The organism is Pseudoalteromonas obscura (assembly GCF_030135505.1).
Lineage (GTDB): Bacteria > Pseudomonadota > Gammaproteobacteria > Enterobacterales > Alteromonadaceae > Pseudoalteromonas > Pseudoalteromonas obscura.
In genome coordinates, this window is the sequence record NZ_JASJUT010000003.1 from 88,974 (window position 1) to 111,290 (window position 22,317).

Annotated in this window: 21 protein-coding genes and 1 tRNA gene; 10 read left to right on the forward strand and 12 right to left on the reverse strand. The window is 40.2% G+C overall.

The features are described from left to right. The first annotated feature begins 88 nt into the window (after positions 1-88). Entirely contained in the window at positions 89-1,279 is a 1,191-nt protein-coding gene (locus QNM18_RS08345) for a beta-propeller fold lactonase family protein (protein WP_284136885.1), read from the forward strand. Positions 1,280-1,417: 138 nt separating this feature from the next. Here QNM18_RS08345 and QNM18_RS08350 read toward each other — a convergent pair whose 3' ends face one another. Next, positions 1,418-2,707: a hypothetical protein gene (locus QNM18_RS08350; protein ID WP_284136886.1), complete on the reverse strand. Its 1,290-nt coding sequence runs from the start codon at positions 2,705-2,707 to the stop codon at positions 1,418-1,420. Between the two features lie 429 nt (positions 2,708-3,136). Between QNM18_RS08350 and QNM18_RS08355 the strand changes: the two genes are divergently transcribed. After that, on the forward strand, positions 3,137-3,337 hold the full coding sequence (locus QNM18_RS08355; RefSeq protein WP_023399971.1) for a hypothetical protein: 201 nt from the start codon (positions 3,137-3,139) through the stop codon (positions 3,335-3,337). Positions 3,338-3,596: 259 nt separating this feature from the next. On the opposite strand, the gene QNM18_RS08360 is transcribed toward QNM18_RS08355, so the two are convergent. Further along, entirely contained in the window at positions 3,597-4,304 is a 708-nt protein-coding gene (locus QNM18_RS08360) for a hypothetical protein (RefSeq protein WP_284136887.1), read from the reverse strand. 58 nt (positions 4,305-4,362) lie between these two features. Next, positions 4,363-4,815, reverse strand: a complete 453-nt coding sequence (locus QNM18_RS08365) for a hypothetical protein (RefSeq protein ID WP_284136888.1) — start codon at positions 4,813-4,815, stop codon at positions 4,363-4,365. A gap of 496 nt (positions 4,816-5,311) precedes the next feature. On the opposite strand from QNM18_RS08365, the gene QNM18_RS08370 reads away from it, so the two are divergent. Continuing rightward, positions 5,312-7,453, forward strand: coding sequence for a winged helix-turn-helix domain-containing protein (locus tag QNM18_RS08370; protein WP_284136889.1), 2,142 nt, complete (start codon positions 5,312-5,314; stop codon positions 7,451-7,453). Positions 7,454-7,663: 210 nt separating this feature from the next. On the opposite strand, the gene QNM18_RS08375 is transcribed toward QNM18_RS08370, so the two are convergent. The 5 genes from QNM18_RS08375 to QNM18_RS08395 all read right to left on the reverse strand — a co-directional run bounded on the left by QNM18_RS08375 (position 7,664) and on the right by QNM18_RS08395 (position 11,441). Further along, complete coding sequence (locus QNM18_RS08375) at positions 7,664-8,068, reverse strand: hypothetical protein (RefSeq protein ID WP_284136890.1); 405 nt, start codon at positions 8,066-8,068, stop codon at positions 7,664-7,666. A 152-nt stretch (positions 8,069-8,220) separates the two neighbouring features. After that, positions 8,221-8,574 (reverse strand): DUF2834 domain-containing protein, encoded by a 354-nt coding sequence (locus tag QNM18_RS08380; protein WP_211010074.1) that lies wholly within the window; start codon positions 8,572-8,574, stop codon positions 8,221-8,223. 120 nt (positions 8,575-8,694) lie between these two features. Next, on the reverse strand, positions 8,695-9,402 hold the full coding sequence (locus tag QNM18_RS08385; protein ID WP_284136891.1) for a hypothetical protein: 708 nt from the start codon (positions 9,400-9,402) through the stop codon (positions 8,695-8,697). A gap of 551 nt (positions 9,403-9,953) precedes the next feature. Next, positions 9,954-10,712 carry an alpha/beta hydrolase gene (locus QNM18_RS08390; protein WP_284136892.1) on the reverse strand — a complete coding sequence of 253 codons (759 nt, stop codon included), beginning with the start codon at positions 10,710-10,712 and terminating at the stop codon, positions 9,954-9,956. 45 nt (positions 10,713-10,757) lie between these two features. Continuing rightward, on the reverse strand, positions 10,758-11,441 hold the full coding sequence (locus QNM18_RS08395; protein WP_284136893.1) for a hypothetical protein: 684 nt from the start codon (positions 11,439-11,441) through the stop codon (positions 10,758-10,760). A gap of 1,024 nt (positions 11,442-12,465) precedes the next feature. Between QNM18_RS08395 and QNM18_RS08400 the strand changes: the two genes are divergently transcribed. Further along, complete coding sequence (locus QNM18_RS08400) at positions 12,466-13,272, forward strand: hypothetical protein (protein WP_211010078.1); 807 nt, start codon at positions 12,466-12,468, stop codon at positions 13,270-13,272. Positions 13,273-13,579: 307 nt separating this feature from the next. Here the strand turns inward: QNM18_RS08400 and QNM18_RS08405 are convergent, their stop codons facing one another. Continuing rightward, on the reverse strand, positions 13,580-14,821 hold the full coding sequence (locus QNM18_RS08405; RefSeq protein ID WP_211010079.1) for an amidohydrolase family protein: 1,242 nt from the start codon (positions 14,819-14,821) through the stop codon (positions 13,580-13,582). A 10-nt stretch (positions 14,822-14,831) separates the two neighbouring features. After that, the gene (locus tag QNM18_RS08410) at positions 14,832-16,217 is read right to left on the reverse strand and encodes an amidohydrolase (RefSeq protein ID WP_211010080.1); all 1,386 of its coding nucleotides are present in this window, start codon (positions 16,215-16,217) and stop codon (positions 14,832-14,834) included. A 472-nt stretch (positions 16,218-16,689) separates the two neighbouring features. Between QNM18_RS08410 and QNM18_RS08415 the strand changes: the two genes are divergently transcribed. Beyond that, positions 16,690-17,040, forward strand: a complete 351-nt coding sequence (locus tag QNM18_RS08415) for a DUF3718 domain-containing protein (RefSeq protein WP_211010081.1) — start codon at positions 16,690-16,692, stop codon at positions 17,038-17,040. Between the two features lie 57 nt (positions 17,041-17,097). On the opposite strand, the gene QNM18_RS08420 is transcribed toward QNM18_RS08415, so the two are convergent. Continuing rightward, positions 17,098-17,790, reverse strand: a complete 693-nt coding sequence (locus QNM18_RS08420; RefSeq protein WP_211010082.1) for a DUF445 domain-containing protein — start codon at positions 17,788-17,790, stop codon at positions 17,098-17,100. A gap of 127 nt (positions 17,791-17,917) precedes the next feature. On the opposite strand from QNM18_RS08420, the gene QNM18_RS08425 reads away from it, so the two are divergent. Together QNM18_RS08425 and QNM18_RS08430 are read left to right on the forward strand one after the other, a co-directional pair. Then, complete coding sequence (locus QNM18_RS08425) at positions 17,918-18,772, forward strand: fructosamine kinase family protein (protein WP_284136894.1); 855 nt, start codon at positions 17,918-17,920, stop codon at positions 18,770-18,772. Positions 18,773-18,847: 75 nt separating this feature from the next. After that, positions 18,848-19,051, forward strand: a complete 204-nt coding sequence (locus QNM18_RS08430) for a CPXCG motif-containing cysteine-rich protein (protein WP_023399951.1) — start codon at positions 18,848-18,850, stop codon at positions 19,049-19,051. On the opposite strand, the gene QNM18_RS08435 is transcribed toward QNM18_RS08430, so the two are convergent. After that, on the reverse strand, positions 19,048-19,689 hold the full coding sequence (locus QNM18_RS08435) for a riboflavin synthase subunit alpha (protein WP_284136895.1): 642 nt from the start codon (positions 19,687-19,689) through the stop codon (positions 19,048-19,050). The genes QNM18_RS08430 and QNM18_RS08435 overlap by 4 nt on opposite strands. 136 nt (positions 19,690-19,825) lie before the next feature. Between QNM18_RS08435 and QNM18_RS08440 the strand changes: the two genes are divergently transcribed. The 3 genes from QNM18_RS08440 (at position 19,826) to QNM18_RS08450 (ending at position 22,316) form a co-directional block, all read left to right on the forward strand. Continuing rightward, a complete protein-coding gene (locus QNM18_RS08440; RefSeq protein WP_284136896.1) occupies positions 19,826-21,187 on the forward strand; it encodes an MATE family efflux transporter in 1,362 nt (453 codons plus the stop codon). Beyond that, positions 21,156-22,139 carry a DUF3080 family protein gene (locus tag QNM18_RS08445; RefSeq protein WP_284136897.1) on the forward strand — a complete coding sequence of 328 codons (984 nt, stop codon included), beginning with the start codon at positions 21,156-21,158 and terminating at the stop codon, positions 22,137-22,139. Before QNM18_RS08440 ends, QNM18_RS08445 begins: the two co-directional genes overlap by 32 nt. A 104-nt stretch (positions 22,140-22,243) precedes the next feature. Further along, positions 22,244-22,316, forward strand: a tRNA-Val gene (locus tag QNM18_RS08450). Position 22,317: the final 1 nt, after the last annotated feature.

Below are 22,317 nucleotides of genomic sequence, written 5' to 3' on the forward strand. Positions count from 1 at the left end.
AACCCTTCTCGGTAATGAGTTGATTTAATTCTGTGTACATGTTCATATTTAACTCATCCCTATTTCCATTTATTGAAAACATAACCACATGAATTTACAGTTTTTGACAGCTTTTTGCTTTGCAACCTTTGCTTTTCAACTTTATGCTAGTACACAACCTCCAGCAAACTCAACCACTATAAAACTAAAGCAGGTTATTCGTCACGCAGGCAACCAACATTTTGAAGTCGCCAACCCAAGAGACGCATGGCTAACCGATAATAATACTCTATTGATTGTTAGCGGAGACAGCAACTCTCTCTCTATTTTTAATCCAAGTAAGCATCACTCTTTCGCTTATTCACAGAGCTTTTCTAAACAAAATGATCAATCAGCGTCACTGGAAGGGGCTTCTAGTATTTCTTTTTTAAAAGATGCTGACATTGCCATTGTATCGGCTTTTTATAGTGGTTCACTATCAACATTCAAGCTAGGTGATAAAGGCCAATTTAATCACATTGAAACTGTCAGTGATCACCTAGATATAAAGCAAGCTTTTACTGCGTATCAAGACGTGAAAGACCAAGATACGTTAGACCTTGTTGGAGCATGGGATACGCATATCGTACAAGAGAGTCAGCGTTTATATGTCGCAAGCTACCAAAGTAACGCTGTCGGCGAGTTTAAGGTAAGTGATTCTGGAAAGTTAACTCCATTAGGTAGGTTGCTTCCAAAATACGATTGGGGCAGACCAACATCTATATCCCAACCAAAAAATGCCGATTGGCTCTATATCAATGGCTTTGAACAAAGCAAAATATCTGTGCTGTCTAAAACATCCGAAGGGAAATTCTCCGTCACACAAACAATACAGCATGACAAAAACGGGGTTAAATCCATGCTCAACCCACAGCAACTTATTGTGACACCTGACAATCAATTTTTGTTTGTCGCAGCCTCTAAAAGTAACGCTTTAAATGTATTCAAAAAGGACACATCAGCGCGATTTAATCTTCATCAAGTCGTTACAAGTGAGCAAAATCCGGGGCTATCTGGGGCTTGTTGTTTGGCGTTTTCTGACAATCAAAATACCCTTTTTGTTGCTGGTGAAACGGATAAAGGCATACTCATTTTTGATTTCACACCAAGTACAGGGAAGCTTAGGTTTAGGCAGCATATAACTGAATTGAATCGCCACCAGCTCACTGGCGTTTCATCATTGAGGCTATCGGAAGACGAAAAACAATTGATTGTCACGACTGGGAAAAATAATGAAATCTTTATACTGAACCTCGGCTAGTCATTGAACTAACCTGATTGCCTTGTCCGGTATGTCTTCCGATTTAATCATACCCATTTGTTATAAATGCATATATGTAAATTGGTTAAATAGTTGCCAAACCGGGCCAGTAATTTTTTGCCGGCCTTTTTAGCCCCTTCAATATAAAGTGCTTAATTTTACCCACTCAAGCTGCCCTACATCTCTTGGAACGTCTAACTCTTCTGCGATATCATAGATTTGGTCAACCTGTTTATTTTCAAAATCTCGCTGAAAAGAACCAAGTCGCAGCTTCATCCAGTTTTCAATGGAGTCTGACTTATCAAATAGCGCGGGATTGTTTTCGATAGTCTCGTTTAACGCCTCCCAAATGTTAGATTGGATCTGGGGAGGTGTATCTTTCAAGTGCCCCACCACATCTTCCATCAAACCAACACCTTGGTTATCATAAGAATCAATTAAATTACTATATAGTTCTGTACGCTGTGATTCACTGGCCATTTTTTCAGAAAACAAGACATAACCTCCGTATGAGCTCTCATATGCACTGGTATACTGACTGACATCTACCTGCTTGCCTACGTATTCAAATATGTTGTTTTCACTGTCTTTGTCTACTTCATCAAGCATGTTCAAAAACGAAACCCTGTCATTATTTTTGACGTTTATCGCCATATCAATTATACCTCGGCTTTGCTCAAACGAACTTTCCTGTAAATGTTGGTTAATAGACATCAGATCTCCTTCTGAATAACGGTTTTCCGCAAGTAGATCAACGTTTTGGTGAGTCAATTTACTGAAATGGATACTTTGCTGTAAGTGAGAACGATGATCCGCAGTCTGCGCAAAGCTATGCAACTGGATTTCAGCGGGTCCACGATACCCAAACGCGAGAATTGGGGAGTCTGGTTTATCGTTTATTTCCTTATCTGACAAATGTGCTAACGTATCGACAGTATCCTTAATTTGCTCTTCAGACATGTCACTCATTAATGAAATCAACTGCTGTGATTTCTCTTTGTTATGTCCAAACAGGCTGTCTAATCCAAATGAAGCGGATAACACATCCACAAACGCCGTTAGTGTCTCGTCGTCCATTTTATCCATTACAGCCAGCAACTCTTTTGAAGGCACATAGGTTCTAAGGATATCGCTTTGTTCTTTGCTCAGCCTATCCTGATGGGTCAGAAATGCTTCAATATCGTGAGGGTTAGTCAATTCGCCATATTGGTATTGGGGTGGTTCGTGTGGAGATGACAAATTAATAACTTGGTAACGCTTTGCGCGAAATGGAAATGACATCAGATCTGGCGCTTGCTCAATTGTGGCAATCTCTTTACTGCGCAGCACCTCGTCAAGTTCTTCCCTTTCAGATTTAGAAACTTTAGCGTTTGACGCAAGTTGACGCATAGCCAACGAATCAATACTCTGCCCTGACTTAATTTGCATCTTAATCTCCTTATATTAAGTACAACAATTTATCGGCAAGAATAACGGTATCTTTAATACTTATTGCTGAAACTTAACGACTTATTTCACTCCCTTGTTTTATATATGTGGTTTATCCTAACCTATTAGAACGCCCAACTATAGATGCCATAAAATTATAAAGCACTCTCACCTTTTTATTAATGCTGTAAAAGCTTACTAAGCATTTAGGCTTGATAAAAAACGCCACAATAGTTAACATACTGTAAACAACGTATCTTTATCTCAACGCTGGCATTTGCCCTCTGTGATTAGTAAAGATTCTTAACGAGACAGGATACTCAATATTTTTATGGCGACAAAAAGCCCTAAATGATACTTGACGATGTTAGTACTCGTATCAGTTTAAAACACAATAAAAATCAATAAAATAAACATTAAGGAAGAAAGATGAGACTTAATAAAAAGAAACTAAAAAACCTAAGCCAACAAAAAGAGTTAGTGCAACAGCAAACGCCAAATATTGCCGGTGGCTTTATTCGTTCGTTTGGATGTGGACCTAACACATATCACCTTGGGACCTGCCCTTCTCATATGCCTTACGAAACAGGCTGTGCGTGCCCAGACACACACCCAATTCACTGCGCATAAAGCATTTACTGATGTACACCTTTCATTTGGTTGTCCCCAAATATTGGTAACGACTTTATTTGAATGGTAGATTCTGAATGTAATTCCTACTTGAGGCATTGCGAAAATATGAAAGGCTGTTAAAACACCAGTGAGTTTTATACAGCCTATTTAATTCGTAACAAGAAATAATCAATTGCTCTTACGTTCAGTCTAATATACATAGCTTTTATAGATGTAGATTAAAGCGTGAGCTGACAACTTTCATACACTAATTAGCTTACTTAGGTAAACACTGAACAATACCTGCTGTAAGTCGTTTTAAAAGCTGTTCGTTGATTTGGTTTTCACCTGCTTTTAGGCCTAAGATGTAGTCTTCTTTTTCCTTAAACGACATTTTGCTATTTATCTCTCCAACCATACACTTACAAAACGGACCATATTGAGGGTGACCGCTGCGGCAAAGCAAGTTCATACGAACTTGAAATGCTGAATCGCCCGCATAAACTACTTTATTGTCTGTGAGATCATATACCACAGGAAACCAACGATATAATGTGTTTTCTTCGCCTTGCTTAACGACAAAACCGCCAATATGATATGTATGACCAGCTAATAGATTAACCTTAAATCGCGCAGGAAAACTATGACTTGTTCTTAGTGCATGATGAGCAAGTAATTCGTGCAAACCTTGAACTGTATATACTTCAAGGCTACCGTCAACTGTTGAATTAAACATCCTTCCTACCGATATATTTCTGTTATAGCCACCTTTTATACCGTTAACCTCTAATAACCTAGACTCTGTTGCAACATATTTATTGTCTAGCTCAAGCGCACTTTTAATCTTCTTTTCACATTCAGCATCGCATTGATTTGTCAATAATACACGCTGTTCCGGTGACAAGTTATGGTCATCATACAGATACTTAGGCCCACTAGCGCACCCTGATAAAAGTATGACGAATAGAATAAAAATACGTTTCATAAAATTTCCAACTACTTAAATTTAAGACGATATAAAGCAACGACCTTATACATTACATCTACTGCGATGGCAGCTTTACTTGATTTGCCACGGCAAAGGCGCACTCTAACATGGCTTTACTCCTAGTTAACATCGCGCACCGCTGTAATTGAGGGTGCGCCTTGCGATACGATTTAATTGGTTTGCCATCCACGCGCCGAAGACACTTTTCCGATGCATATGCTGCATAAACAGCTATAGGTAACGTATCGTAGTCATAAATTTCATCAATAATATCGTACATGTTCAATGCTATGATGGTACTAGGAACCGTTTGGTCATCATTTTCTATTTGTTGCTTATCAGGCAACGGCGCCAACATTTCCTGTTTATTCTTTCCCTTCGCTTTATAGTCAATCGCAGACGCCGCAATTTGATACAAAGATAGGCAAGCTGCCATACCGTTATTTTCTTTTGCAATTGTAAAATGAGTCGAAAATAGAAAAATAAGGCACACGCCCATTTTGTACATATTTAATCCTTTTTTTGTTATTTTAAGGCTTGCTAAACGAGTTCAGACCGATAGACAATCTTTATTTATTAAACCTGAAAAATAAACAAAAATACAAGCTGTTATATAAGTAAAAAACCTGTGTTGCTCGTTCAACATTGCATATGTACCACTGTTTGGCTTACTGTGAACCACTCACGAGTTCATTAAACCTAATGGCTGACATCACAGCTGGGGATTTGACTTAGTCTAGGCATTTTCAGCGATCCAATTCTTTGGAAAAGCTTACCTGACTATAACAACTAAATTAGTGTTTAGGCCTTCACTTCACATTCAGGTTCAACCTCATACGGCCTCTGCGCTTTCCAAATCACAGTCTAAAAATATCATTTTTATGAAATAAAAAATATAATAATCAGCCAGTTATAAGTTTGTTTTTTTACTCACTGAAGGTGTGCTAAAGTCACGTCATAAAAGAATAATAACTAGTTACCCCGATAAACGGAACGGACGCTCTATGGCAAAGCAATATTGGATCGGTGATTTCTTTATCGATTTATCCAGAAACCAAATCACGCAAAACAAACAGCCGCAAGTAGTCGCACCAAAAGCATTAGCCGTTTTAACACTGCTGGCCAAAAATCAAGGTGAAGTAGTTAGCCAAGAAACACTGCTTTCAACAGTTTGGCCCGATACGATTGTTTCACCTAACAGCTTACAACGCAGCATTGCACAACTTCGCAAAGCCCTCGGTGATGATGGGAAAGGCCAGGTTTATATAAAAACGCACTCGAAACAAGGTTATAGTCTAGAGTGCGAAGTTAATTGGCAAGTAAAGGTAAATGCTAACGACACGGACTCTTGCGCATCCGCAACAGTAAATTATACTCCTCAGCCAGAGGCTCAAAAAGCACCAACTATTACTGAAAAGCTAACCCAGTGGCGCTCAAAACTCCTTTTGCTGTTCTCCGTTATTTTTGTAAGTGGTTTTATTGGAGCACACTTTTCGGCTTCTAGTGACACCCCGATGTTTTCTGTTGGCGAATTACGCGCGTTAACCTCATCGGATGGGCGGGAGTTTGCCAGTATCTACTCGCCAGATGGAAAGTACATTATTTTTCATCGTTACTCTGAAGAAGCCTGTGTTAACAATATTTGGGCAAAGGATCTCGTTACAAAACAAGAATATAAACTTACAGACAACATAGACAGTTATGGCCGTCATAGTTTTTCAAAAGATGGTAAACAGCTGGTTTTTATACGAACTGTCGACTGTGACGAGCCTATCACACAAAAAAAATGCTTTCAGCTCATGAGTATTGATTTTGCCAAGGCACTGAAAGCACCTCAGCCTATGCAGCTCTTACTTGAATGTAAAAACTCTGAAATTACTAGACCACACTGGTTAAATAATAACAACATTGCTTTACTGCAAAAAGATGAATCCCAGTGGCAACTGATCAGTTATTCAACCAGCGAGAATAAAAGCCAAGTTATACATAAAGTGAATGATGGTAATATCGTCTACTATGATTACTCTACCAAAGACGATCTTTTGGCAGTTATTAGTATTCATAAAGATAACCAACATTATATTGAACTTTTAACCCCTAATGGCGAACTCATTTCAAGCAATAAAATCGTATTTCCACCAGACACAGGTCGCCAGCGGCTTTTTGTTGCCAACTTCTCACCAATTGAAAACCACCTTGTTTTTAGTACCGGAAGACAGATGTTTACCTTGTCCTTTAACGGGATAATAAACAATGTCAGTATCCCACTTGATCAACCGGCATTCTCGCCAAGCTTTCACCCTGACGGCGATCGTGCGTTAATTATAAAAGGCCAATACGACAGCGATATACTGTCTATTCCGCTGGCGGACGTCACTCAGAACAACATTGATGATGACCAAAGTTCGATGACGATTAATCGTTCAACGGTTGCAGACGACAGTGCAGTTTTACAACCAAATGGTGAAACCATTGCTTTTGTCTCTGCACGCTCGGGAGAAGATCAGGTTTGGCTAAGCAATAAGCAAGGTGTGAAACAACTAAGTCAATTTCCCATAGACAGTTATATATCAGGCATAAAGTGGTCTGCCGATGGCGGCAGTCTTCTAGTTAATGTGAATAATAAATTGGTCCAATTACAACTAGATGCACGTCAAACCAGCTATTCAGATGAGCACATCATACTCGAGCTGTTGCACTGGGACAGCGTAAAAAACACCGCGCTAACTCTGGCTAGTTTCCGAGGTGTTAGTAAGTTGACAGAATTCAACCTATTAACCGATGAAGTTCGTATTTTAACTGACAGACGGGTTAATTGGGCAAGTAAAACTGAAAGTGGAGATCTGATTTACACTGACCATATGGATAGATTTTGGCGCTCTGGAGCCGTGGAAGCTCAGCACATCCCCGCATTAGATGGGCACGGTGGCGATAGAAAACACTTTTTAGTCAATGGCAGTACAATTTATGGAGTGAGCAACGAGCTTGAGCTTTGGTCTTACAACCTCAGCAACGAACAATTTAACGTCGTAGGCAAACTACCTAGCAATATCGCAAACATTTCTGAGATAAATGCCAGAGGGCTTTTTGCCACCGCTCGCATTTCCTCGAAAAAGGAAGTTGTTGAATTGCTATTAAACCTATAATCAATAGCAAGTTTAGATGCCTAAATAGACTTTGAATTCGCCATTCAAAGTCTATTTAGGCATTTCTGTTTTACCGCATACCCTAGTATCTTTGTGAACAGCAAGCAATTTCATACCTAGTGTCAATTCGATTTAACTAAACGGGTGTCAGACTTTCAGTTAGCTCACTATGCCACAATTTTAATAGTCATTGACTCAAACCTGATTTATTCATTGCTCTAGTTGATGCTGTCTATTTAATCTATATCGAGTATCGAAGTATACTTTAAGGTATGCTAGTCCAAGTGCCAATTCCGTAGCAATCGCTAGCCCAATCCCTACTCCCGCATACCCTCGAACATATTCAAATGCTCCCAGGCCGGCTAACCCAAACATCATGATAATAAAACTCAAACATACCATTTTCCTTGACTCAGCGTGATCTGCATTACGCATCAACCAAGACAAGATTCCAAGTGTTAAAAATAGAATGGCAGCCCGACGAGCCATGAAAGAGGCTGATTCGGTTTGAGGAATTTGAAATAAAGAATACATTAACTCTGGGAAAAGCAGCAATGCCAAAAATAGAAAACCAGCAATTATTGCCGTAACAATGCTAAGCGTTTTAAATTGCATTTTAAATATCCTTTTTAGCTTGAATAGACGTATATTTATAGACGCTTTAAAAAGTCAAAATGAATACACACTTGATGAGTAAGTGTCATCGTAATTTACGATGTTCCCTTAGTGAAGACACATCACAAAAATGACGGCACAATGCGCATAAATCAATTTATAACTTGCTCACGATGCCCCACAGCCAACTCAACGCGCTCTAAGTGGCACTGCCTCATCAATAGAAATAGTGGCAAACCAAATGAAACACCAACCGCCATAGTGCCCATAACAGGCAACCATAACTTAGTCATTTTTTGCTGCTTACCTTCATACAATATAAAAGCAATTAGGGTACAGGCTGAGATCAGCACATCTAACCATGCAAATGATGAAATCTGGTCTTCACTTATTTGAGTACAAAGTGTCACTACACTTAACCCGTTTTCAGATACCCAAGGGATCAACATGCTATACGGTAAAACAATACCTAAAATACACAAAATGCCATAAACATATTTAATCATATTTCATCCTTATAACACCCTCAGAGTGCTCTTGGTGGCCAGATACAGACCTTATTTCCAATCGACACCTTTTAATTTAAAACTTAGTCTTTTTAAGACTCTGCAAAATAATAACTAAGTTTATTGGCTTGTGGCACATTTTACGCGTTTTAAGTAGCCTTTTTTGGTTAAAACTTGAGTGCCTTTTGGATAACTATTTATAAGAAGATCGCCATTGCCTAGTAACCAAGAAGACTGAGGGCTGCCAATTAAACCAAATAGCGTTTCCAATTTAAAATCGGGCGTGAGCAGGCTAATTTTTCCAGTGTTTGATGATAAGTGAGCCAGACCCGATGTCACCACAACACCAAAAGGCATTTTATAAACATCCTCCACGTTCATTTGTTCAAGTAAAGTCATGTTGTTGGCTTTATCAACTCTTAGCAACTCTCCGCCAAATTCACCATTGTTAGTGCCAATCAAAATTTCACCGTCGACATTAACAACCCACGGAGGTTGGACCGTGACTTTTTCTATTTTATAGTTTTTTCCTGCCTGTTCCTGGTATGACCTGACCACCTGAGTTTTACTATATTTCCCTGTTTTTTTGTCGAGTAATTTAAAGAGCCATCGTCTGTGTGCCGGCTCTACGTCAGGATATGCCACTGCTAATTTGGCAAAGAATTCCTCCAATGGCATATCGAGGGTTTCTCTTTCGATACCCCAAGTAAACTTTGTTTTATAGGGTTGTAGTGATGGGTCATATGTTTCACAGTTTATTTCTTCTAGCATGCTAGCAAAACTGCCACTGCTCAAAAAAAGGGCTGAAAAAGCGAGTGTTTTATACATAAGTTCCTTAAAATATATCATGTTTACCAGCTATAACCATGACGAAGTATGATATAGATTTCAATAGCTCTTTACTGTAATTATGCTAGCGCAGCCCGTTGAACTGAGTAAGGTATAAATTTAGCGTGATCTTTTACAATATTTCTTAAGGAGTTCTGAAACAAGCTCCTTTCCAGTGACAGCGTAATAGATGAAAATTGTCGCTAACATGAGGCAAGAGCTGACTTCTATTAACAGACTTACCACTGACTCACTCTTAATAGAAAATAGAAAAATACATAATATGCCAAAAAATCCACCTAACACTGCGGCCACTATTCTAAAAATCATCTCATCTCCCTCCTAAGTTTGGTTGCCTGCAAGTAACCAAACACTCAGTTCTACCTCTGGAAAGTTGTTCGACAGTAGGCCTGTGGTATTGAATTCGGATATAAAGTGCTTTTCCAAACCCAAAGACCCCGTGGATTATATTTTTAAAGTTAACAGTCTTAACTGACTCGTAATTTTGGACAGCAAATACTGAACCTCTAGGATTCAGATGCCCCTCACACTCAGGACATTATGTAATCGTCTACCGGATACGTTAACCAAGAATTGACAAGCGCTGCCAGTTCTTTTGGTTTTTCAAGAGGAAGCATGTGACCGCTGCCACAAGCTTTATAAACATGCTCATTCAAATGGGTTTGATCCAATTTCTGATACCAACGGTGGTTTATTAGTTTATCCTCTTTACTGTAATAGAAATAGATGGGTATGTTTAGTGTAAGTAATTGAGGTAACAAGTTTATTCGCTCGTTAGTGCATCGGTACTGGTTAATTAGCGCGATTTCGCCTAGCTCCCTATCCATCAATTGAATTGTATCAACAATACTTGCACTTCCAAGCTCACTAGCTCGATCAATGAGTCCATGCGCTTTTTTAACGCTGATCCCTCCATATCCATTGCCTTCTATAAATGAAAGCACGGCTTGTCGAGATAACAATTCGTCAGCAAGCAATTGTGTCGGACTGTTTGCAACGACAAAAAGTCGCTTGACCTGATGAGGGTGTTTACTCGCAATATATGCAGCAAGATAGCCCCCCATTGAGAAGCCCAAAAGATTAAACGGTGTATTTGGCGCTTGATTAGACCTTACGAGATCAACGACGATACTGTTAAAAAGCTTCTCGCACAGTTCATCCAAATTCTCGGCATCTGGGATCTCGCAGTGCACCAATTCGATTTGGTGGTCCAGCTCGCAGCTTAGCGCTTCCCAAAGCCTTCGATTGCACATGGTGCCTGGCAGCACATACACTTTATTGCGAGTCAATGCATTACCCCAAATACCTTAGCTCTAATTTAATACTATACCACTTCAATATGACGAATGATTAAGGCTCTCTAGCTTTCTTAATAGCAAATTTATATACCCTCGGCATAGCAACACAACATATAAAAACACAAACGTATTTGTTATGTGTAACAGCAACCATAGTTGCTCAAAATTGAAGAAATAACCAGCCATTTGAATAGCGCCAGAGAAGGAAAACACAAAGTAAAATGACATCAAAAGTTTTTGCGGGATAAGCATAGATCTCATTATATTATGATGTGTTACCGAGCTTTGGCAAAGTCCCTTAAGTTTAATTAAACTAATTTGATAGTAGATTATCTGAGTCAAGTAGAGTACACCAACTATAGGTGTTACTTCTGTGGTATCAATTAGACGGTACGTAAAGAAAGCAACAAATGGAACAAAATGAATAAATGATTGCCAAAATGTCACACTGATACTATCCATTTCATTTCGATAACGCTCTATCAAAGGACCTAGCAGCAGAGGTGATGCATGAATAAATGCAACCACAAACCAAGGAATTTCAAAATCGAGTAAACTCATAAACTCAACTGCGGGCGATAGAATCATCACCCAACATAATGCAAGTTCTAGTCGTTGTAATTTTGGCAGCCCTTGCTGTATGGATATGAGTGACACTGTTATCAAAAAAAACACAACGACACTCGATAAATAGCTGATTTGTAATACATCTATTAACACACTTTAAAACCTCAACTTTATTTTATTTACCAACAGCCTTGTTCAACAACCTGCTCAATGTAGCCTTTAAATACCATTTTTCAATTGCAGCGCCAGAAAAGACACCATCTCTTTGGTTATGGACACAATACAAAGCTCACTTTACTAGGAATTTAAATGCGTGTCATTAGCATTAAAGGCAATTCATAGTTTGTCGTCTGCGATCCACTTCACACTGAGCGACGAATAGCATCTCGCTGTATAACGCTTGTCAGAATTTGATCAGTCAGGAACACACTTTTTTGCTCAATACTGTGACCCCCCTTTTGTACCATTTCAGCGAGATGATGCAAATTATTTTGGAACGATGCACCATGCAAAAATAGATTCAGATCAAAAGTTAAAAATATTTTTATATTTTTTCAATTTATTTTTTTGCATCAATTGTCGACTCGCTATTGTTTAAAATTCCAAATTCATATCCTCTTCACACCCAAAAGAACAAATTTCATACACCTATTTCAACCTTGTTTCTTTAAGGTATTTAAACACTTTGTCCACCTCCCTTTCAGTCCATGAAGATCAAGCCTTAAATTTCATTAAGTTACATAATTTAAAAACTATTTCATAACAACAAAAAACCTCATTATCGAAATATAAAAATGCAAACAAAAGTAAATATTAAATATAGAAAATTCTAATAATAGAAATTCCAGATATGAAAATAATTATCAAAACACCAGCGTTTTAAGGGGGTTTACACAATAAAAATTAGCCGCTAGGTTATTTGGCAATCAGCAACGGTTGAACACAGAACTTAAGGTTTTAGAGCCCAGCTAATGCCAAGTTACGATGTTAACCGGGAGTGTATATATCAAACTCATTTAGAATGAATAAACCTATCTTGCAGATTAAATAGAATTCGGCGCATGAATATATTCATATAGTAATATGTTAGTTGCTCAGCAATACGGCAGATAACTTCTGCGCCAGACCGCAGTTCAGGACTAATAAAGTCCTGTATTTAAAAAACAATGGAGTTCCAATGAAACTAAAATTACTCGCAGCGCTTACAACTGGATTATTAGCGACTTCAGCATTTGCTCAAACTTCTGTTCAAGATATTGATGGCTACAACAGAACGACGACATACGCAAATGGCGCTGTAGACCGTATTGTCACTGACTCATTAAGTGCTCGTAGTTTTGAAGCTTGGGTTTACTATAAGGAAGCTGGCTCTGAGTGTACCAGTGGCTATATTTTCGATGAACTAACCGGTCAGCAATATGGTACTGTCAATATCGGCACAGGCGGCATTGGTGCAACCATGGTTGATACTGTTCATTTCAATAACGGTTTCAGTGACGAACAACTCAAGCGCAACCGCGTTCTTGCCTTAAACTGCCAAAACTTAGAAGGAGAGCAATTCAAGGTATACCATAAATTCTCAGCACTACCGGTTATCACTTGGGATACAAACCTAGCGGGCGTTGGTGAGTACAAAAGACCAGATTGTACAGGCGCGAGTTCACACTGTGGCGGCCGCGGATGGTATGATCAAGTAAGCTATAGCTCATCACTACACATCGATAACAAAAACAAAGACACGTATTGTTCATCAACAATGAATGACGGTTTCGAGTCTCGTGTATTCAATGGTTACGATAGCACACCACTATTTCACACAAACCATTACGCGTTAGAAAATGCAGTATATAACTACTCTGGTCCTGCGTTTAGACAAACTGTGACTTGCCACAGCCCAGTAGGTGAAGTTCAGCGTACTCAAGTATGGGTTGTATCAGGTGAAAACGATATTAACCTAGAAGTTGATTACACTGTTTACAAATAATGTATTGAGCTAGTCGAGTATTAAAAGGCTCGACTGACCTTTAAAAGCATACCACCAAATGGCTGCGCGCTATTTGGTGCTACCACATATTAATAATTATAAGAGAGGAATCTTTCTTCTCTTTTTTCTTTTCTCCCCCCCCTGTTTTACTCGGTAATCATCCCCTTATATTTACCTTGGTTCTTCTGTTTTTTCGTGTACGAACCCACGAGTATTCACTCAATGAAGAGAGTCCTGTATGCACAGCTATATTTATCGTCGTATAAAAAAGGCGCCATACAAGGCGCCTTAATACATCTTTGCCAGATTATTTCGTATAGCCACGGGGCATTGAAGAATCTGTAGTGTAGCGCTCACGTAATTTATCATGACGTGATTCAGTTGTTACCTGCTCGCCGTTAATCCAAATTTTATCAACACGTGTGCTAAACTCGAACGGATCCGCAGTCCAAAGCACAACGTCCGCACGCTCACCTTTTGCTATTTTACCGCCTTCGATGCCAAAAGCATCAGCAACGTTTACTGTCATCGCTTCAAGAGCGCCCTGATGTGTCATGCCATTTGCAACAGCAATACCAGCATTAAAGCGCATTTGATACACATTGTGGCTACCGTCACCAGCAACATTCAAAATGACTTTTACGCCCGCTTTTTCGAGCTCGCCCGCATTACCTAGGTGTGCATGTAGCGCGTCAAAACCAGTTGGTAGGTTTGATACTGAGCTCACAATCACAGGTACGTCAGCTTTAGCTAACTCATCCTTTACAACGACAGCATCATCTGCACCTTCAATGATCAGATTCAAGCCAAACTGTTTTTTCAGTTCGATAAGTTCTAGTAGCTGAGAAGCGCGTGATGCAGAAGCCACTACTGGCAGTTTGCCATTTAGAACTTGGATCAGCAGCTTTTCTTCAGCTGACGGATCTTTGTCTTTTTTCTTATCTTTTTTAGCGGTGAGCTTTGCCTTTTGCTCTGCTAACTTTTTAGAGAAAGCTTGAACAGCTGCAGCACGAGAGCCGTCGTCACTCACTGCGCCTAAGTCTACAATCAGCGCTGTTTTGCGATCTGTAACACTACCAAACTCACCAGATAAGTCTGCGACAAAAGCAAGACCTGAGAACACACCACTTTCACCCCAAGGTAAAGAAGGTACGCTTACATTCTGTGTTACTCCACCTTTCCTCGCATATGGGATAAGGCTTGAACGAGGGTTAAAGGCGGAGCTCGGATCAAACTCTAGACCTGATTTGTCATATGCATCTACAGAACGAGATACAGCACCCACTTCAACTAAACCTAGATGATTCATTGAACCAATAAGACCAGGCGTTAGGATTTTCCCTTGAGCATCCACTGTTACATCAGCGTTAAACGACTGAGGGTTCACAGCTTTAATTTTTCCATTCTCGATAACAACAGTTGCGTTTTCAAGCACGCCTTGACTGGTTAGTGTATGCACAGTCGCGTTGGTAATTGCTGTTACTTGAGCGAATACCGCCGTAGAACTTAGCAACGCACCAGTTAGGATAGATAATTTAAACTTGTTCATTGTGGCTCCCCTAGCGCTGACCTAACATAAAATCACTTACAGCTTGGTATTTACTGTCATGGCGGTCATAAACTTTTGCGCCATCAATAAATACTTTCTCAGCTTTTGAATAAACGCTAAACGGGCTTTGATCCCAAATAACCACATCAGCTTGCTTGCCTGCTGCGATAGAGCCTGTTAGCTCTTCGACACCTAGAGACTTTGCTGCATTGTAGGTGATCCATTTAATGGCATCTTCTTCTTTAATGTCAAAACCGACTTCATTGGCTGAGTACATAACTTTTGCAGCTTCGTGATTCAAACGCTGAATTGTTGTGTCAGAGTCAGAGTGAATAACAGCACACGAGTTTTTAGCAGCGTCAACAATTGCGACGTTTTCAAGTGACATGTCATATGCTTCCATTTTGAAGCCCCACCAATCAGGCCAAAGCGCCGCACAGTTACCATTTTCACCCAGAAGATCTGCAACCTTGTATGCTTCAATACCGTGGTGGAAAGTACCTGCGTGATAGCCAAACTCTTTAGAGAGGTCGATCATCATGGCCATTTCCTCTGCTTTGTAGCAGTGGTTATGGATTAGGATTTCGCCATCTAATACACCACGTAGCGTATCTAGCTTGATGTCACGATGAGGTGCATCAGGGTTTAAACCAGCAGCATACTCAGCTTCATATTGCTCCCAAGCACGCTTGTATTCAGACGCTTCGATCCACGCTTCACGGTAACCTGCCATGTTACCCATACGCGTTTTAGGTGCAACACCTTGACCGCCGTATACACGTTTAGGGTTTTCACCACACGCCATTTTTAAGCCATAAGGCGCGTCTGGGAATTTCATGCCTTGCATGGTTTCAGACGGAACATTTTTTAGTGTGACCGCACGACCACCGAATAAATTTGCAGAGCCAGGTAAAATTTGTAGTGACGTAATACCACCTTCACGCGCGCGGTTAAAACCAGGGTCTTGCGGCCATACCGAATGCTCTACCCAAACTTGAGCTGTATTTGGGTTGATCATCTCATTACCATCTTGGTGAGACTCAACGCCAGGACTTGGGTACGCGCCTAAGTGTGAATGGTTGTCTATGATGCCAGGTGTTACCCATTTCCCTGCTGCATCGATCGTAGCGTCTGCACTCACAGCCAAATCTTTGCCAACTTGGCTAATTTTACCATCAACGATGTAAACATCAGCATCATTGATTCTTTCACCAGTACCAGTCAGAACTGTTGCATTTGTGATTAAGGTACTTGAAGTTGAATGAGGCTTATAAGTACTTGGGTAAGGATTTTTCTCGATTGTGACTTTATCTTTTTGAGGACCAGTGTCTTGCTGGCAACCTAAAAGAGCTGTGCTTAGTGCAAGCACGATCACAGAGGGTTTGAACATATTCATATTTTCATCTCTGTAGTTTTTGTGACTGTAGTTATCAAAGAGACTGTAGCGAAAATTCACAAAAATTTCGATGCAAAAACCTCAAAATGCCATAAATTACGATAAATTACGTGAGAAATTGCAATATTGTATAACAATCAGGCACGCCCATGATTACTCAGGTTGTTTTTTATACACACTTTTACATACTTCGACATACTTTTGAAATAGGTTTTAATAGAAGGAGAAAAAGCTGCTAAATACGTCGAAACACCTCGCTACCGATCTGTTAACAAAATAAAATCTGAAATTTTTTATCATCGGTTTGACACAAGATTGTATGGCTTTTTTATTGTAATTAGATGTACTTACACAAACAAAAATACAAATACATAATTCCTTACATTCGTACAATCTTCCCTTACAGCATTTTGAGTGGTTCAGAACAATACTCTAGTGGAATCGCACCTAAAAATCTGTTTGGAGAATAACGATGAAAGTACTAATGACCGCTGCTGCACTGACTGCGCTTGTATCTGTATCAAATGCTCACGCTGTTGAATTTGTCGCGGCTGACGACAGCCATGCTACTGAGCTATGTATGGCTTTCGCCTCTGATCGCCCTCATATCATGCTTGAGGCGATACGCGGACAACACACCGCCAAAGTGCGCATTACCAATAAACTCGAGTGTAACGATATGAATTTGAGTGAATTTGCTCAAACGTACAGTTTAACTCGTACAGCCAAATTTATGAGAATTGATATAGAAACAGAAACGTCTATCAAAGATATTGCGCAAACTGAGTCAACGCTACCTGTCGTTTTATCTGGCTCTAAATAATGACTGACCAAATGGTGTGCATAAATACGTTATCTATGCACACCTTGTTGATTAAAGTTACAAGATACTGGCGATTAATCCAAATAATCCCCCAAATACACCACCCCACACAACAAGCCAGCCTAGATGAGTATGGATCATGTTTTGAACGATATTTTTAACCATCACGGGTGTTAGCTCGTTGAGCCTTTCATCTACTGCATGCTCAATTGCTGTGCGAATTGACTCAAGAGATTGTCCATTCGTTAACACCCCAGATATTTTGTCTTTAAACTCTGGCTGCTCGCTCATTTCTAACAAGGCTTCTTTCATTTTATCGGTAAAAGTGTCTCGCATTGGTTCAATGGCTTCTTTACCACCTACCATCGCTAACATGGCGCCAAATTGTGACCCTTCTATCACTTGAACGAGTTTGTTAAAGGCAATCGACAAATCCGCATGTTCTATCACAGGGTTCAAATCAATATCGATCTGATTTTTTGCAGCAAAGCTTTTCAATTTATCTTGATTAAAAAACTCATCTAAAATGAGCTCTTTAATGGCTATTTTAAACTCTTTGAATTTAATGGTAATAACGCCTGAGCCATATAAACCAGGGACTTTTTCAAATAACATATGTACTGCAAGCCAGTTGGTAACAGCGCCTGAAAGCGCAAACAGCCCCATGGTGAACAGCAAATCATGATTTAAACCGTAGCCAACAGCAACTAACGTTGCGGCCATCAGGTTGGTGATAACACTTTTATTCAATGTGAACATCCAAAACATTTCAAAACTGGTGGCTATTCTATTAGATTTAAATTTGCACTCAAGTATTTGTGTTATAGCGAAAATCGATCATAGTTAGATCAAGTGCTCACTCGCCACCGGGCTAACTATGTGGAACCTAGTAAACCAGTACATCAGTGAAGCGATTCACGACAATTTTGAATTTACTCGAAAAACACAGCTTCCCAGCAACCACAAGTCCAAAAACTATAAAATTGAAAATGACAAGCACAGCTTTCTGGTAAAAGTTGACCACATTAGTGCATTGGAGCGCTATGAGTGCGAAGCGGACAATCATACATTGCTCACTCGTGACAGCGATTTTTTAGTGGCCGACCCAATCACGATTGGCTCCAGCCTTGAGTACTGCTTTAGCGTCTTTGAGTGGCTTCCGTCACAAACAGATAAACAAGACTGGTATCTTTGCGGCAGCACGCTAGGTAAAATGCACAGCCGCCACGAACAGGAAATGTTCGGATTCGAACAAGATAATTATATCCTGGGTCTTTCACAACCAAATCAATGGCATAAGAAATGGTCCATATTTTTTGCAGAAGAGCGAATCGCCTGGCAACTGCAATTATTGCATGAAAAGAACATAGTACTCGTTGATATTGATAGCTTTGTTGAGTACATCAAGCCCTTAGTCAACCACCCTGTACAACCTTCTCTCTTACACGGGTATTTCTGGCGCGGTAATATCGCGTTTTCGAATGATAAACCCAGTGTTTACTGCCCAGCTTGTTATTACGGGGATAGAGAAGTCGACATCGCCAACAGCGAATTATTTGCCCAGTTACCAGACGCTTTTTACACTGGGTATAACGAAGCGTACCAAATTGATAAAGGCTATCAACAACGTAAACCTATCTATCAGTTATATAGTTTGCTCTGTCATGCTAACGTCTTTGCTGGTGACTACATCATTCAATCAAAACAACAGATCGAACACATCCTAAAATAGCCGCAACATTGCGGTAATAATTGCAATAACTGCTATAGTAAGAAAAGGAGTTCAGGCGGTTGTTGGAGCCATATTATGAAGCAGCTGTATAACCAACGGATCAGCTGCCCCCACTGTGGTCATCATATATTTGTAGACTTAGATATCAGTGAGGGCGACCAAGATTTCTACGAAGATTGCGCCGCATGTTGCAATCCAATTCATTTAAACATGCACATTGATGAAGCCATCAATAAATTGGAGTTAAGAATCGACAGTGACGACGAACAAATCTTTTAGCCTATTGGGTTCAACGTATTTTTTCGCAGATAGTGCTCAACCGTGTTGACGATAGTATATGTTTGCTGATCGACTTCAATGTTGAGCTTGTCACCATCTTGTACTTTACCAATGTTAGTGATTGATAAGGTTTCTGGAATAAGGTGGAGCCAAAACCCATCCTCATCCACTTCACCCACTGTGAGGCTAGCGCCATTTACTGCAATAAACCCTTTGTAAAAAACATACTTCGCCCAGCTTGCATCCAACAGCAGTTTTATCTTGACGTTGTCAGCTGTTCTAATAATACAATCTACGATCGCCATATCATGAATATGCCCGGATACGATATGTCCGCCCAGCTCTGTACCGAATGTCACCGAACGTTCAAAATTTACTTTGTTGCCACACTTAAGCTCGCCCAAATTGGTTAATTTCAAAGACTCATCGATAACGTCAAAGCTCACTTGCCCAACAACATCTGATTGGCTCGTTTCAAATTGTACAACAGTTAAACAACACCCATTCACAGCGATGCTGGCGCCGATTGTGAGTTGCTGTAAATACTCATTGCCAACAGATAACACTAAGCGCATGACGCCATCATTTAATATTGCACTGACAACAGATGCCTGAGTTTGAACAATTCCAGTAAACATGTTTTTTCCGAGGTAAAAATTATGCCGCCATTCTACCTGATGCCCTGCCCTGTCGAAACATATTTACACACTTATTTCGTAGATAAACTCGACAAACTTCAATAGAATGCACTTTTTGAAATTACTGAGTTTTAGGATGAAGTTTGAACTCTGGGAAGCCAAAAAGTTAATTAGACTTGCCACACCCGTTCTATTAGCCCAAGTTACCCTTGTGATGATGTCTGTTGTCGATACCATGATGGCAGGACAAGTCAGTCCAAACGACTTGGCCGCACTTTCCATCGCAACTGGCGCACTCAACCCACTTATGTTTTCGTTACAAGCGATTTTATTGGCACTGACCAGTATGGTTGCTCATAGTGTCGGTGCTAAGGATCAAGACAGTATTAAACGTTATTTCCAGCAAGGCTTGTACTTGGCCGTAATGTTGTCCTCTTTGGGGTTTATAGCTAGCTTTTTCACACCGTACTTATTTGCCAGTACAGGCGCCAGCCCAGAGATTGCGCAAATGGCACAAGATTATATCGATTATGTTAAATATGGACTGGTAGCGTTTTTGATTTTCTCTGTGTACCGAAATGTTACTGAAGGCATGGGTAACACCAAAGTTGCTTTTTATATTGGATTACTTGGTCTGGGGATTAACGTTATCGCCAACTACATTTTTATTTATGGCAAATTGGGCATGCCAGCCTTGGGGGGTGCCGGTTGTGGTGTAGCAACTAGTATTGTTATCTGGACCATGGCCATTGCACAGTTCTGCTACAGCCTAAAAAGTAAAGAACTTAAAGGAAAATGGCTGCTCAGCAACTTTATGAAGCCGCACAAAGAAACTATTTTGCAAATAACTAAACTCGGCTTACCTATCTCGTTTGCCACTTTTTTCGAAGTGACGTTATTTGCATGTATCCCACTCTTTATTGCTGACTTAGGAGCTGTCGCCGTCTCTGGGCATCAGGTTGCAGCGAGTGTAACCATGATCTTATTTATGCTTCCGCTAAGTTTATCCATGGCAATTGGTATTAGAATTGGCAATATCAGCGGACAAAACAATATTGAACGACTGGTCAATGCAACCTACACCAGTTTTATACTGGCCGTTGGTGTTGCAGCTATTGTGGCATTGGGCACCTACTTGGTTAGATATGATATTAGTTGGCTTTATACACAAGAAAAAGAAGTTGCTATGCTCGCATCGAGTATCATTATACTCGCCTGTGTTTACCAGTTACCTGATGCGCTGCAAGTCGCTGCAAATGGCGTTTTAAGAGGCCTTAGATATACCAAACCAATTACTGGCGTTACCTTTATCTCGTATTGGGTAATCGGCTTTACCCTTGGATACGTATTGGCAAAAACAGACCTAATAGTGCCTGCAATGGGACCGACTGGTTTTTGGGTCGGTATTATTGTTGGTCTCACAGTAGCTGCTGTGTTGCTGATATATTTTGTGAGGAGAAAACTCGTTGAAATGCAAACTGCTATTCATAGCACTTAGCACGGTTTTGTTAGGGTGCACACCTGCGCCTAGCGACACGAATAAAACGTATACCGAACGCCTAGCCAAGGTGTTCAATTCCGACGGGTTATCTATCGAAGCGCTGAGTATGTTGCCGTACTCAGCCTTCGACAAACCGAAATCTAGTTACACAATCTCAGTAATAGATCTTGCCAAGCTCGGGCATTGCCGCGTTTCTACACACATTGCTAACCATAACAATCAACTAGGTAAGCTTGCTAAACCTAGTGAACAATTTAAATATACACTTAACTTTATCCGACATGCGCAAGCATGCATTGATGACGAAAGAACACCACAAGATGTGCAACAAGCCTTAGAACTTGCAAGGCAAGAAAAGCTTGCTCAGCTCTACCCTATGCTTACTTATGTATTTACCCATGAAAAAGAACTCAATCAGTTTTTTACACTCACATTTAGTGAAATAAAGCGTGAAACCAGCAAAGGGGAAATACAGGCCCTAGAAGCGTTAAATACGCTAACCAGCCTAATAAAGGGTTTAGACGAACCAAACAAAGCGAATGGCGATATGCTGACAGCTGCACTTGAGAAGCTCAATAACAATAGTTATGTTCAAAGTTTAATTACTAGTACCAGAGTCCAAATAGCTTGGAACCACACAACCACAGCGTGGCTTAACACGCTGGAGCTAGAGCATCGAGTATGCCCTGTTGGTAAAAATAAAAAACGCGCCAAAATACTCAACAACGTATTTCAAAAATTCTATATCCAAGATATTCAGGCTTATCAATCACAGCTTGCCAAACGCTTACACGACATCGAGCCTCACTTTCAAACATTCACAGATAAATTTGGTCACAACACCTACCCGAATCTCGTCACTCCATTAATAACCGAGCTAAAGCAATCAGCTAAAAGTCATGTGTATTGGTGGCAAAATTTCTACAAAGTGTGCAAAGTTAGCCCGTAGTGATCGAAAAAACCGCAGACAAACAAAAATTTAGCAAAGTTACTTGATCCATTTCGCAGAGCACTATATATTAGCCGCCGTTGCCAAGAAACACGGCACATTGTACGACCGTAGCTCAGTTGGTTAGAGCACCACCTTGACATGGTGGGGGTCGGTGGTTCGAATCCACTCGGTGTAC